A 12,934-nucleotide genomic window follows, 5' to 3' on the forward strand; every position below is an offset into this window, starting at 1 on the left:
CCGTGGGTCCAAGGAGAGCCGCAGCAGGACTGACCTACCTGAACTTCGCCCAGCCTCATCAGGCCGACAGACCTCCAAGCCTTCTCGCACCACTGTTACGCGCTCAGGACAGCTTCAGCGGCTGGGAGCCGGCTCTCATCCGTCCATCTGTCACAATCTCCCATGCCAGATGCCGCCACCACGCGCTTCGCCGTTTACCTGTGTCCAGCGGCCGACGAGGCGCTGTACCGCATGGGCACCGGATTGCTGGGCTTCGATGTGCGTGCCCAGCGGCAGGTGCCCATGCCCGATTTTCTGCGCCCTGAGTGGCAGACCGATGCTGGACCGTTCGGCTTTCACCTGACTGTGGTGGAGGGCTTCGGGACCGATCCGGCCTGGTGGCCCGACATTGAGGCCGAGGCGCGAGCCTGTGTCTCATGCCTGTCGCCAGACGCCGACCTGTCTCTGACGAATGGCAGAATAGACGTCTGGGACGGCGGCGAGACCTGGGTGTTGCGCCTGGACCCCTCCCCCACCCTATTGGTGGCACAGACCTTGCTGCTCACGCGCCTGTCGCGCTTCGTGACCGATTCTCCGTTCACGGAGCAGGTGGCGCAGGGACTGTGGGGGCAACCGCATGAGACCGCCCGCATGCAGCTCCTGCATACGCCGCGCGGACTGGACACCTGGCAACCCCATTTCACGCTGGTGCAGCCTTACAGTGGGAAAGACCCGCAGGCGCTCCGCCGGGAACTGGAAAAGCGCATTGAACCCTTCACATCGCAGACATACACGGTGCTGACCCTGTTCGAGAAGCGCGGCGGTGAAACGCACTGGCGGGTGCGAGCTGAGTTGCCATTGACCGCCCCCAGCGGGGGGTGACGGGTGTGGCTCACGGATTTTCCCACATCCAGCACTCTTTTTCCCCCTACACTCTGGGGCGTGACCAACACTGGGCAAATGCAGGTAATCGTGGCGACTGGAAACACTGGAAAGGTGCAAGAAATTGGGGAGGCGCTGGCCGGACTGGGCTGGAACCTGCGTCCCCTGGAAGGTCTGCCTATGCCCGAGGAAACAGGGACGACCTACGAGGAAAACGCCGCGCTCAAGGCCTGTACCGTGGCCCTGATGACCCGGACTGCGGCCATCGCCGACGACAGCGGCATTGAGGTGGAGGCCCTGAACGGCGAGCCCGGCGTTTATAGCGCCCGTTTTGGGGGCTGGGACAGCGATCTCGAGCGCAACGTCTACCTGCTGGAAAAGCTGCGCGGACAAACGAACCGCCGTGCAAAATTCATCTCGGTGGTGATTCTGGCCCACCCCAACGGTCAGGTGGAAAGCTACCGGGGAGAGTTGAGCGGCACCCTGCTGGAAGGCCCGCGCGGCACAGGCGGCTTCGGTTACGATCCCCTGTTTGTTCCCGATGGTGAAACCCGCACGCTGGCCGAGATGAGCGTGGCCGAGAAACAGGCGATCAGCCACCGGGGCAAGGCACTGGCCGCACTGAAAGAAGCGCACCAGCAGGTTCCCTGAACTCTTGTTAAGAGCGCTAATCGGGCTTGAACGGAGTGAAGGGCGAGACGGCCAAATGGAGCGCGCATTGATCCAGTAGAAACCGCCACAGAGGCTTCGTTCTCCCTAGTCTAAAGAGGCCTAGTTCTTACGATGGGACCGGGCACTCTTCCGCAACATCGTGATGGGTCCAGCCTACGGGTCAGGCCTGGGGCTGACAGCGCTGGCTCTGGACAGGGAAATGCCGGCCAGGGAATAAGCGAAGAGCCCACTCCAGCATGCAGAGGGGGCCTTTGAACTTGAACGCTTGTTTGGCCAGAAGTGGGGCTTAGCCTTGCGCCGTTTCTCCCTCGCGCACCACGTTCTTGAGTCGCATCAGGATCGCGCCCATGCCGCGCAGACGCATCGGCGTGATCAATTCGGACAACCCCATGTCCATGTAGAAATTATCGGGCACGCTCAGGATCGTCTCGGGCGACTCGCCGTCAAGCGCCTCGTGCAGGATGCCCGCGTAGCCGCGCACGGTGGGGGCCTCTTCCGGCACCTTGAAATGGAGATGCACGCCGCCGTTCTGCTCCTGCTCGGTCACGAGAAAAAATGGACTGGTGCATTCGGGGACAGGCTGCATGAACTCGGGGTGCTCCACGTACTTCTCAGGGAGGGGCGGCAGCTTGCGGCTGTATTCCAGCAGGGCTTGCAGGCGCAGGGACTTGGGAGCGCTTTTGAACATGCTCACGATGCCCTGAAGCTTATCGGGCAACGCAGCGTTGGAGGCGGGATCAGAGGTCATGCGTCACTGTACCCCCGCACCCCGGGCCGGTATGGTGAGGTCTGTCCAGTTGACACGATTGGTCAACTAGTCTGAAAGGTTAAACTCTGTCCACGAACTCTGGAGGTTCCTATGGAATATGCAAAAGACGTGCTGGTCAATACCGACTGGGTGGCCCAGAACCTGAACACCCCCGGCGTGCGCCTGATCGAGGTGGACGAGGACATCTTGCTGTACGACACCGGCCACATTCCCGGTGCGGTCAAGGTGGACTGGCAGACCGACTTCTGGCACCCCGTCGAGCGCGACTTTATCGGCCCCGATCAGGTGGCCGCGCTGCTTGGCCGCCTGGGGATCAAGCCGGACGACCAGATCGTTCTGTACGGCGACAAGAGCAACTGGTGGGCGGCCTACGCGTACTGGTTCCTGTCATATAGCGGCGTGGGGAACCTCAAGCTCATGAACGGTGGCCGGCAGAAATGGATGGCCGAGGGCCGTGAGGTCAGCACCGAAACGCCCAGCCATGAGGCCACCCAGTACCCGCAGTTGACCCGCGACGACAGCCTGCGGGCCTACCGTGACGAGGTCCGGGCCCACCTGGACAGCGTGCAGGCGGGCAAGGGGGCGCTGGTGGATGTCCGCAGCCCTGATGAGTTCTCGGGCAAGGTCACGCACATGGCGAACTACCCGCAGGAAGGCGTGTTGCGCGGCGGCCACATCCCTGGCGCGCGCAGCATTCCCTGGGCACGGGCCACCAATGAGGACGGCACCTTCAAGAGCGCCGACGAGCTGAAGGACCTGTACGCGGGCGAGGGTGTGACCCCCGACAAGGACGTGATCGCTTACTGCCGCATTGCCGAACGCAGCAGCCACAGCTGGTTCGTCCTGCGCGAGTTGCTGGGCTACCCCAAGGTCCGCAACTACGACGGCAGCTGGACCGAATGGGGCAACGCGGTGGGTTTGCCCATTGAGAAGACTTACAGCGAGGCTTGACCCGCCCTAACAGGCCGCCGGTTGGGGGCAGCGTTGTGGCATTCCTGGCATTCATGCCCTCAGTGGGTAGAACCGCGTGAGAGAGCGGGCTCTAAGCTGCGGCCATGATATTCGTGGTGGTTGTGGTGATTCTGCTGCTGGCGGCGGTGTGGTGGCGGGGCAAGGGTCTACGTGGGTTGCGTCCGCCCGGCACCGCCCATCTGGACGAGGAAACCGCCGAGCGGCCTGAGCTGGACCCTGCCGCCGTGGCCGCTGCCCGCGCCCGCATCTCCCAGAATGTGCCCGACGAGGTGCTGTCCGACGTGCTGCTGGACGCCAGCCCTACCCAGGCAGCCCGGATGTTCTCCGCCGTGCCTGCCGCCGTGATGGCCGACGCCCTGGGCTACGGCCGCGATGAGGTTCAGCCTCGCGCCAGCGCCGCTGAGCTGGCACAGCTTCAGGGAGCCGGCAGCGCCGTGGACGATCTGGAAATCTTCAACTTCATTCCCGACGATTTCCCTGGAACCGATGGACGTGCCCGCTGAGCTGTAAGGCCGAGGGTGAGAGACTGGAGCGCTGTATCTGGCAGCCTCCGGTCTCTCTTTTTAGGGCGTCTGATTATCAGGCAGAAGGTGACCGACAACGGCTGAAGTGGAGGCCTGCAGGATTCCGGTTGACCCCGTTTTTCGCACCCTGCCGCTGTATTTCCAATAGGCCTGACGTGTTCGTGCCGGGAAGGACGCCTGGCAACTGCCCGACAACGACAGTCGGAATGCCAGCCAATTTATGGCCCACCGCGCTGTTGACCTCGCCTTGAAATGAATTGGGGGCTAGTCCGCAGACCGCCCCCACCCTGTAACCCTGGTCTGTTATCTGTCGAACTTGGCGTACCCAGCGGCGCTACGGCGCTGGGCGCCACGGGCGTAGTCCATCTGCATTTCCACGGTTTCGTGCTTGCCCTCGGTGAAAGTCGAATCGTGAATCCAGTAGTTCAGCCGGTCGTCGCCGAGTTGAACCCACAGTTTGTGGGCGTCGTCGGCGTCGCGCCAGAATGCGACATGCTCGAAACCGTTGTTCTGCGCCCACGCCTTGATGTCCCCCAGCACACGCGCCGCCTTGGGGTGGGTCATCTGAAATTCCTGACCGTCGGATTCGTTGAGAAATTTGATGTCGGCCATAGTGTCCCCAGCGTAGCCGAAAGGGCCGCCCCGGCGCTCACGAGTTGACTAAGCGTGTCTTGAAAGAAGCGGGGCTCGGCAACTGGTGTGAATCGCAGGGCCGCACGCGCCCCGTGCCCGTCGTCCTGGGTCAGTGGGGCTACGTCTACCTCTATCCTCAGGGGCAATGAGCGCTCCAGCCCGCCCCAGCCTGAAAGTCACCACCCTGAACGCCAACGGCCTTCGCAGCGCCCTGCGCAAAGGGCTGGCCGACTGGGCCGGGCGCGAGGCCCCCGACGTGCTGCTGCTTCAGGAGGTGCGCGCCGCCCCCATGCCCGAAGCCCTGGCCCACCTGGGCTACGAGAGTGCGTGGTTCCCGGCGCAGAAGGCGGGATACAGCGGCGTGGCGATTCTGGCTCGGCAACCGCTGGAAGACGTGCGCGTAGGCATGGGCCACGACGAGATGGACGCCGAGGGCCGCGTCCTGAGCGCCCGCATCGGCGGTGTGCGCTACGTCAGCGTCTATCTGCCCAGTGGCAGCAGCGGCGAGGCCAGACAGGGTTTCAAGGACCGCGTGCTGGGCGACTTTCAGGATTGGACGGCAGCGCTGGTGGCAACGGGGGAACCGGTGGTCATCGGCGGCGACTACAACATCGCCCACCGGGAGATCGACCTCAAGAATTGGAGGACCAACCGGGGCAACAGCGGTTTCCTGCCGCACGAGCGTGAGTGGATGAGCGCTCACCTGGCCTCGGGCCTGACCGACACCCACCGCACCACGCTGGGGGAGGAGTCCGAGTACACCTGGTGGAGCAACCGCGCCGGGGCCTACGCCAACAACGTCGGCTGGCGAATCGATTACCTGCTTTCGGCAGGCGTGGATCTGGGCGGCGTGCGGGTGGACCGGGAGGCACGGCTCAGTGATCACGCCCCCCTCAGCGGGCAACTCACCATCTGGTCTCCGGAAGACGCGGATGCCCCTTCTCTCCCCCTTAACCCTTGACCCCCGCTGCCCTCCCCCAGCCCAGCCCACGCCGCTCGGCGGCGTACACCGCCAGCCCTGCCAGAATGCCCCAGAAAGCCGCGCCAATGCCCAGCGGGCTGATGCCGCTGAGCGTCACCAGGATGATCATCGGCGCGGCCAGACTGCCCGGTGCCTCGCGGAACGCGCCCTGCAGGCTACTGCCCATCGCACCGAGCAGGGCAATGCCGGCCAGCGCGGCCAGCGCCTCGGCGGGCAGGATGCCCATGAGATGCACGAAGGTTCCGGCGAACAGGCCAAAGAGGATGTTGAGGCCTCCGGCCCAGATGGCGGCGGTGTAGCGCCGCGCAGGGTCCGGGTGCGCTTCCGGGCCGCTGACAATGTTCGCCAGCAGCGCCCCCAGCGTCAGGTTGTGACACCCTGCAAGGGCAGCCCCCAGGCTGGCGACGCCACAGGTCCGCAGAATTAGCCCCGGCGCGGGTTCGTAGCCGTTGGTTTTCAAGACCCCGAAACCCGGCACAAATTGCCCGGTAAAGGCCAACAGCGTCAGTGGCAGCGCCAGATTCACCGTGGCATGTAGGCTGAAAACGGGCAGCACGAACTGCGGCTGCGTCAGCGTGAGGCTGATGGGGGCGGGGTGCCACAGCCCCAGCCCAGCGCTGGCCACCACGCCCACGCCGAGCACGGCGGCCACCGCCCAACGTGGCGCGACTTGCCGGATCACGAAATAGGCCACGATCATGGCCCCCACCAGCGCGGGTTCCACACCGAAGGCCTGCGCCGCCTTGAAGCCGAAAGGCAACAGAATGGCGGCGTTCAAAGCGGCGGCCAGGTGCGGCGGGATGGCCCCCAGCGCGCGCGTGAGTGGCCCGAAGGTGCCCAGAATAAAGACCAGCACCCCGGAGGTGAGAAACGCGCCCACCGCCTCCGGGAATGGGATGCCAGGCAGGGCCGTGACCAGAAAGGCAATGCCAGGGGTGGACCAGGTGTTCAGCATTGGCATGCGCGTCCGCAGGCTGAGAAAGATGCCGGCCAGTCCGGTGAAGACGGCGTGGGCCCACAGCCACGACATGGCGGTGGCATCGCTCAGGTGGGCCGCCTGCGCCACGCTATAGACCAGGACGTTCGGCCCCGCCCAGCCGATGATCACGGCAATCAGCCCGGCCAGCACGGCGCTAGGCTGAGTGTCTCGCCAGAAGTTGCGGGGCGCAGGGGAAGCCAGCACGGGCGCGGTCATGGCGTCGATTGTGAGCCGCGACTGGCCTGCTGCCTAGTGGCAATGGTCTGGAGATTGGACTGCTTGTCTGGATAGGACTCCAGGGTGGACTGCTATGCTGGTTCCATGGATGCTCCACGCTGGTCTGCACTGCTCTTCGGCTGGAGGGCCGGCAGCGGGCCTCTCCGCGACAGGCTGGCCGAGAGCGTGCGCGCAGGAATCCGAAGCGGTCAGCTGCCACCGTCCGAGGCACTTCCGGCAGAGCGGGCGCTGGCGGGTCTACTGGACGTCAGCCGCAGCACGGTGGTGGCCGCTTACGACACGCTGGCCGATGAGGGCTGGATCACCCGCAGACGCGGCAGCGGCACGCGAGTGGCCACCACCGCGCCGCGTGGAGCAAACGTATTGGACCTGCGAACACCCTCTGTCCTGCCCCGCGATGAGGACAGCTTCGATTTCACCATCGCCGTTCCCCTGCTCAACGATGCCCAGCGCCAGGAGCTGCGTGAGGCGACGCTGGACGCCTTTCAGGAGTCGTTATACCACCCGCATGGCCTGCCTGAACTGCGTGCCCTGCTGGCTGAGATCTACACTCGTGAGGGCCTGCCGACGACACCGGAAATGGTACTGATCACCAGCGGCGCGCAGGGGGCAATTTCGCTGCTGGCTGGCGTCTTTCTGCGCCCACGCGACCGTGCTCTGCTGGAAACCCCCACCTATTTCGGGGCCATTGACGCCTTCCGCGCGGCAGGGGCTGAAACTGTGGGCGTGCCCGTAACCGCCGAGGGTGTGGGGCCTGCGGCGTTTGCCGGGGCGGTCCAGCAGTACTCGCCGCGTCTGGCTTTCCTGACCCCCACCTTCCAGAACCCGACAGGCACGATAATGCCTGTGAAAGCCAGGGAGCAGGTGGCTGCTGCAGTGGCCGACGCAGACCTGCCCACCCTTGAGGACGACACGCTGATCGATCTTGGCTTCGAGGTCACCCCGCCGCCACGCATGGCCACCTTCGCACCGGACGCGCCGATTTTTAACATCGGTTCGCTGAGTAAGTTGTACTGGGCAGGACTGCGGGTGGGCTGGCTGCGCGTCCCGGCGGCACACGCCGGCCCAGTCGGACAGGCCCGCACCCTGTCTGACTTTGGCAGCAGCCTGCCCGGGCAACACATCGCCATGTCCTTGCTGCAAGACCTGCCCCGGCTACGACAGGAGCGGCGCGAAGCCGTCACGGCCGCCCGCGACCTCCTGGCCGAACTGCTGTGCCTGCACCTGCCCGAGTGGCGTTTTACGGTGCCGGGTGGTGGGCAGTTCCTGTGGGTGGAACTACCCACCCGGCAGACCAGCGCCTTTACCTTATGCGCAGCCCGGTACGGCATGCGACTGTTCCCCGGCGCATCAATGAGCGTCACCATGAACACAGCTGGCCTGCCCGACAGCTTTCTGCGCCTGCCCTTTACCCTAGAGCCTGCCCGACTGCCCGAGGCCGTGCTGCGTCTAAAGGCTGCCTGGACAGAATTCACGTCGCGTCAGGGCGCGGACAGGCTGGCCTGAGCGGGGCTGGCGGTCCAGGGTCTTAGCGGTTCAGGCCCTCGGGGGTCTGTCCCGTGACCTCCACGTCGCCCTGTGCATCCACGACCAGTTCCTCACGGGCCAACGTGGCATCAAAGGTGCGGGTTTCGACCACCTGACGTTTGCTGATCTTCACCTGCTCGCGGACCACCACGCGTTTCTCAACCTGGGCCTCCTCACGGTAGACCAGCAGTTCACGTCGCTCGCCAGGAGCCAGGGGCGTCCCGTCCAGCGTGATCATCTGCCCGCCCTCCCCCGTGCCAGCACCCAGATGCTCAATGATCAGCACCTCGGTGACCAACTCGACCGGAATCTGCACTGTTTCGCGGCGCACCTCGCGGGCAAAGGCCACGCTGCCCGCCACCTCCCGCTCCTTCTCGACGATCAGACGCTCCTCGCGCAGCTCGATCACGCCCTGGAGCTGAATGGCCTGGGCTTCGCGCTCGCTGTCAGTCGATCGTGTGGAGGCCAGTGGTTCGTCTTTCCGTGGGTCTGTCATTGCAACTCCCGTTCTGCTCTCTTTGCCCTGTGCGAGAAAAGCAGGGCAACCTCGTCAAGAAGTCGCCCTGCCTTGCCAGAATTGGCTTTAGCTCTTGCGAGTGGTGTCGTCCGTCATGGACCTGCCGTCGGCGTCGAGACGCACGTCGCCGCTCTTATTGACTTCCAGCACCTCACGGCCCACGGTCTCGGTGACGGTCTGCGAATCGGTGACCTCACGCTTGCCAACCGTGACTTCCTCGGTTACGAAGGCCTGCTTGCTGACGTTGGCACGCTCGGCTTCCAGATCAACATGCATAGTACGGGAGTCCTCACCGAGCACTGCACCTTCGACCGCCTGCGCGTTGGTCACAGCGTGGCGTTCAATGACCACTTCCTCACGCATAAGGTCGACATTAACGTTTTCCTGGTGGGTCTCGACGCGCTTACCAACCTCAACGCTGCCGGCGACGAAGCGGTCCTTGTTGACCATCAGGCGCTCTTCGAGCAGACGCAGTTTTTCAGGCGTCTGGTACATGGCGTCATCATCGCGGTAGCCAGCCCGTGCGGCGTACTGGCTCTCGTCGACCTGATAATCAGTGTTGGCGGCGCGCAGGACACGCTCGTCAGACATCTGTGCCTCTTCGCCATACTCCTCGCCGGTACGGTATTCGCGCATGTCGCCGACCTGGTCTTTGGTCAGGTTGGTGAAATGCACTTCTTCACCCTGGAAGGTCGACATGCCCACGGGCACCACGACTTCCTTGCTGGAGAACCAGCCGCCCACGTCCACGATCAGGTAGCGGATCTTGCCGGTTTCAGGCTCAGCCAACGCACCGCGAATGGTCCCGATCTTCTCACCATTCATGCCATAGGCAGTCTGGCCGGTGGGATCGTGGTATTCATTGCCGAGAACGTCGGAGTGCTGGGCGGTAATGTCGGACAGGGGCATCAAACGGGCCATGTGGGTCTCCTTGTGGTGAATGCGAGTTTCGAACGGGCTAGTGCGGAATGTGCAGGACAGCAAGCGCCGCCCTTCCCGCTTCGTTCTTGAAAGTCATCCTGCCCCAGCCGCCACACTGGAAAATGGCGGCCAGTTAAAGACCGTGCTGGAGAACCTTTATTCAACGCAAAGGGCCCTCGCATGGACTTAACACCTCTCGAACTGTAGACCGCGCGCCAAATTACTAAGAGAGGCCAAAAAAAGGGCGGCCAGACACAATTGGCCACCCTCTCTGCCCTTTTAAAGACCCATTCACTTCACCTTCAACTGACCTCCAGAAGTCAAGTTCCGATGAAGCCTGCTCTCAGGCGCCGTACTTATTGAGTTTCAACGCATTCGCCATCAGCAAGGGCATCAGATCGGGGCCACGCCGCAAACCCAGACTGCCTTTCTGGGCCTCTTCTTCGGTATAGCGGGCCGTCAGGTCCTTGCGGCCATGCTCGCTGCGGATCAAGACAGGAACGGGGTGCCAGGAATGACTCGACAGCTTGCTGGGCGTGCTGTGGTCGCCAACAATGCAAAGCACGTCCGGATTTAAGGCCAGAATGTCAGGGAGAAGGGCGTCAAACAGCTCAATCTTCTTGACTTTGGCCTGAAAATCGCCGTCCTCGCTGGTGCTGTCGGTCTTCTTGACGTGGAAGAAGAAGAAATCGTACTGGTCCCAGTTGTCGCGCAGCACCTGCACCTTGCCCTCCAGCGCATCCTCCTCACCGGGAACGTCCAGCACGTTCATGCCCACCAGACTCGCGAGCCCCTTGTACATCGGATAGGAGGCGATGCACGCGGCATTCAGCTGATACACGTCCTCGAAGCTGGGGAAGTGCGGCACGTCACTGTAGCCCCGGAACAGCACGCCATTGACCTGCGCGTCGTACTTCAGAGCTGCCTCGGCCCGCTCGACGAAGGCGTTGACCAGCCCTGCCGTTTTGGTGCTGGCCTCGTCGTGCGATTGCGCGGTGAGCGGCTGCACCCCGGTGGCCTGCGGGTCCACGTCGCCAATGTTCGCGCCCAGCACCTCGCCCCCCTGCGCGCGGAACACCATCACGAAACGGTGCTCGGACTCGGTGTAGATCTCGACGGGTACGCCGCCAATGTCGGGGATGGCCGCCCTCAGCCGCGCCACCACTTCCGCGTTCTTCTCGTTGCTGGGGCGGCCCGCACGGCGGTCCACCACCACCCGGTCCGCGCCCAGGGTGGCGAAGTTGCCGCGCACCGCCACGTCCCCCTTGTTCAACTTGACGCCGATGCCCACCGCGCTCAGTGCCCCGCGGCCCACCACGTAATGCAGCGGATCGTAGCCGAACAGGCTCAGGTGGCCAGGGCCGCTGCCGGGGGTGATCCCCGCGCCCACCAGCTCAACCTGTCCCAGCTGCGACTTCGCCGCCAGGGCGTCCAGATTGGGCGTTTTTGCGGTCGCCAGTTCGGTCTCGCCGTTCAGTTCAAGGGGCAGGCCGCCCACCCCGTCCAGCACCACCATCACGATCTTGCTCTCGGTCTTCTTGGACAGGCCACGGATCGTCTGAAGTAAATCGCTCATGAGGGCCAGTGTACGCCGCACCCCAAAGTGGGGATGGAGAGCCGCCCTAGTCGGAATTCACGTCCGCCCCCGAACCAGCCGCTAGCCTGCGAGGATGCCTGCCTCAACCCAGCTGCGCCAGTTTCGCGCCGTCGCCGTGCAGCCCAAATGGAGTGCCGGGGACTTCGTCAGCGCCGACGCCTTCCGGGCCTGGATGCGCGGACAACTGGAGATGGCCCGGCCTCACCTCGCTCCCGACCGGCCCAATCTGGTGGTCCTGACCGAGCTCAACGGTCTGCCGCTGGTGCTGCGCGGGGCGGCCTGGACGCTGCGCCTGAAGACCTTCGAGCGGGTGGCGCTGGCCCTATTCCTGACCCGCCTGCCCTACGCTCTGCCGCTCATGCTGCGCGAGGGGGTCTCTCCCATCCGCGCCCTGCAACTGGCGGGGAGTGAGGCTAATGTCCGTCTGTACCTGCACACCTGCCGCGACTTGGCGCGCGAGTACGGCGTCTACCTGTGCTGCGGTTCCGTGCCCATGCCGCGCTACAGCATGGTAAACGGCCAGCCCCGGCGCGAGGCGGGCACGCTGACCAATCAGACAGTGCTGCTGGCCCCCGACGGCACCCTGATCGGGACTACCGACAAGATTCACCTGACCCCCGCCGAGGAAGCTGGCGGCGTTGACCTGACGCCAGGCAAACTGAACGAGCTGCGGGTCTTCCCGACGCCAGTGGGCGATCTGGGCGTCGCCATCAGCCTGGACGCCTTCCGCGCCGACGTGATCGGGCGGCTGGAGGCGCAGGGCTGCACCGTGCTGCTGCAACCCGATGCCAATGGCGCGGCCTGGACCTCCCTGGAGGGGCTTCCGCCAGACCCTGCCCAGCTGCGCGATCAGCCGGTGGCGTGGCTGGAATCGAGCTGGACCGTCACCACTGCTGGGAACAGCATTCGCTACGCCGTCAACCCAATGGTGGTGGGCAATCTGCTGGACCTGAGTTTTGATGGCCAGAGCGCCATCACTGGCCGCACGGTAGACGCCCCTGAGAAACGCAGTTATGTGATGACCGAACCGCGCCCCGGCTTCCTGGCGCTGGCTCCCTGGGTGGCAGACGGTCCCGACGATCTCCTGCGGACCATTGGCCGCCAGCTTGCTGCCCACAGCGGCCACGTCCGCGAAAACGCCTACCGCACGGACGTTCTGCATGCCGATCTGACGCTGCCGCCCAGCACTGTCTCGCCCTCTCCCCGACTCCCACACGAGAACGCGCTGGAGACCATCCTGAATGAACCGGGCAGGCCACACCGCCCTTTCTCGGCAGGGGTGTGGCTGGTTGCGGCGCTGGGACTGGGTCTCATGGCTACCGCGCTGCGGCGCAGGCGTTGACAAGTTCGGGGGGGGTCCCTATACTTCCCTTCGCGCTTTTGGGGCCTGTCCCCAGGAACGCACCCGCCGTGAATGGGGGGTTGGCCGAGTGGTTGAAGGCAGCAGTCTTGAAAACTGCAGTGGGGCAACCCACCGGGGGTTCGAATCCCTCACCCCTCGCCACGTCACAGCGGCCCGGCGCGACCGAGGAGAGGTGGGTGAGTGGCTGAAACCGCATCCCTGCTAAGGATGTATACCGCAAGGTATCGAGGGTTCGAATCCCTCCCTCTTCGCCACAGCGCCGTCCATCACAAGTGCCCGTAGCTCAGCTGGATAGAGCGTCTGACTACGGATCAGAAGGCCAGGGGTTCGAATCCCTTCGGGCACACCAATGAAGACCCCCTCTAGGAGGGGGTCTTTAC

At 64.4% G+C, this 12,934-nt stretch carries 13 protein-coding genes and 3 tRNA genes; 10 read left to right on the forward strand and 6 right to left on the reverse strand.

The window, feature by feature from the left end; all coding sequences use genetic code 11:
• The first annotated feature begins 162 nt into the window (after positions 1 to 162).
• Positions 163 to 861 (forward strand): hypothetical protein, encoded by a 699-nt coding sequence (locus tag HNQ08_RS12110; protein WP_184132147.1) that lies wholly within the window; start codon positions 163 to 165, stop codon positions 859 to 861.
• 78 nt (positions 862 to 939) lie between these two features.
• Complete coding sequence (gene rdgB, locus HNQ08_RS12115) at positions 940 to 1,512, forward strand: RdgB/HAM1 family non-canonical purine NTP pyrophosphatase (protein WP_184132492.1); 573 nt, start codon at positions 940 to 942, stop codon at positions 1,510 to 1,512.
• Between the two features lie 307 nt (positions 1,513 to 1,819).
• On the opposite strand, the gene HNQ08_RS12120 is transcribed toward rdgB, so the two are convergent.
• Positions 1,820 to 2,281 carry a SufE family protein gene (locus HNQ08_RS12120; RefSeq protein WP_184132150.1) on the reverse strand — a complete coding sequence of 154 codons (462 nt, stop codon included), beginning with the start codon at positions 2,279 to 2,281 and terminating at the stop codon, positions 1,820 to 1,822.
• Between the two features lie 111 nt (positions 2,282 to 2,392).
• Between HNQ08_RS12120 and HNQ08_RS12125 the strand changes: the two genes are divergently transcribed.
• Positions 2,393 to 3,253 carry a sulfurtransferase gene (locus tag HNQ08_RS12125; RefSeq protein ID WP_184132152.1) on the forward strand — a complete coding sequence of 287 codons (861 nt, stop codon included), beginning with the start codon at positions 2,393 to 2,395 and terminating at the stop codon, positions 3,251 to 3,253.
• Positions 3,254 to 3,357: 104 nt separating this feature from the next.
• Positions 3,358 to 3,777: a hypothetical protein gene (locus tag HNQ08_RS12130; RefSeq protein ID WP_184132155.1), complete on the forward strand. Its 420-nt coding sequence runs from the start codon at positions 3,358 to 3,360 to the stop codon at positions 3,775 to 3,777.
• A 324-nt stretch (positions 3,778 to 4,101) separates the two neighbouring features.
• Here HNQ08_RS12130 and HNQ08_RS12135 read toward each other — a convergent pair whose 3' ends face one another.
• Positions 4,102 to 4,410 carry a hypothetical protein gene (locus HNQ08_RS12135; protein WP_184132158.1) on the reverse strand — a complete coding sequence of 103 codons (309 nt, stop codon included), beginning with the start codon at positions 4,408 to 4,410 and terminating at the stop codon, positions 4,102 to 4,104.
• Between the two features lie 166 nt (positions 4,411 to 4,576).
• Here HNQ08_RS12135 and HNQ08_RS12140 point away from each other — a divergent pair, with 166 nt between their 5' ends.
• Positions 4,577 to 5,392, forward strand: coding sequence for an exodeoxyribonuclease III (locus HNQ08_RS12140; protein ID WP_184132161.1), 816 nt, complete (start codon positions 4,577 to 4,579; stop codon positions 5,390 to 5,392).
• Here HNQ08_RS12140 and HNQ08_RS12145 read toward each other — a convergent pair.
• The gene (locus HNQ08_RS12145) at positions 5,382 to 6,608 is read right to left on the reverse strand and encodes a benzoate/H(+) symporter BenE family transporter (protein ID WP_184132164.1); all 1,227 of its coding nucleotides are present in this window, start codon (positions 6,606 to 6,608) and stop codon (positions 5,382 to 5,384) included. The two genes, HNQ08_RS12140 and HNQ08_RS12145, sit on opposite strands and share 11 nt — an antisense overlap.
• A 105-nt stretch (positions 6,609 to 6,713) precedes the next feature.
• Here HNQ08_RS12145 and HNQ08_RS12150 point away from each other — a divergent pair, with 105 nt between their 5' ends.
• The gene (locus tag HNQ08_RS12150) at positions 6,714 to 8,135 is read left to right on the forward strand and encodes an aminotransferase-like domain-containing protein (RefSeq protein ID WP_184132167.1); all 1,422 of its coding nucleotides are present in this window, start codon (positions 6,714 to 6,716) and stop codon (positions 8,133 to 8,135) included.
• Positions 8,136 to 8,157: 22 nt separating this feature from the next.
• Here HNQ08_RS12150 and HNQ08_RS12155 read toward each other — a convergent pair whose 3' ends face one another.
• From HNQ08_RS12155 to HNQ08_RS12165, 3 genes are all read right to left on the reverse strand, one after another.
• Positions 8,158 to 8,652, reverse strand: coding sequence for a YsnF/AvaK domain-containing protein (locus HNQ08_RS12155; RefSeq protein WP_184132170.1), 495 nt, complete (start codon positions 8,650 to 8,652; stop codon positions 8,158 to 8,160).
• Between the two features lie 87 nt (positions 8,653 to 8,739).
• Complete coding sequence (locus HNQ08_RS12160; RefSeq protein WP_184132175.1) at positions 8,740 to 9,594, reverse strand: DUF2382 domain-containing protein; 855 nt, start codon at positions 9,592 to 9,594, stop codon at positions 8,740 to 8,742.
• A gap of 343 nt (positions 9,595 to 9,937) precedes the next feature.
• Positions 9,938 to 11,170, reverse strand: a complete 1,233-nt coding sequence (locus tag HNQ08_RS12165; RefSeq protein ID WP_184132178.1) for a 2,3-bisphosphoglycerate-independent phosphoglycerate mutase — start codon at positions 11,168 to 11,170, stop codon at positions 9,938 to 9,940.
• A gap of 94 nt (positions 11,171 to 11,264) precedes the next feature.
• Between HNQ08_RS12165 and HNQ08_RS12170 the strand changes: the two genes are divergently transcribed.
• The 4 genes from HNQ08_RS12170 to HNQ08_RS12185 all read left to right on the forward strand — a co-directional run bounded on the left by HNQ08_RS12170 (position 11,265) and on the right by HNQ08_RS12185 (position 12,903).
• Positions 11,265 to 12,533, forward strand: a complete 1,269-nt coding sequence (locus HNQ08_RS12170; protein ID WP_184132181.1) for a nitrilase-related carbon-nitrogen hydrolase — start codon at positions 11,265 to 11,267, stop codon at positions 12,531 to 12,533.
• A gap of 74 nt (positions 12,534 to 12,607) precedes the next feature.
• Positions 12,608 to 12,695: transfer RNA gene (locus tag HNQ08_RS12175), tRNA-Ser, on the forward strand.
• Positions 12,696 to 12,720: 25 nt separating this feature from the next.
• Positions 12,721 to 12,808 (forward strand) — tRNA-Ser (locus tag HNQ08_RS12180).
• Positions 12,809 to 12,826: 18 nt separating this feature from the next.
• Positions 12,827 to 12,903: transfer RNA gene (locus tag HNQ08_RS12185), tRNA-Arg, on the forward strand.
• Positions 12,904 to 12,934 lie beyond the last annotated feature (31 nt).

This window comes from Deinococcus humi (assembly GCF_014201875.1).
In the GTDB taxonomy this organism is placed as follows: Bacteria; Deinococcota; Deinococci; order Deinococcales; family Deinococcaceae; genus Deinococcus; species Deinococcus humi.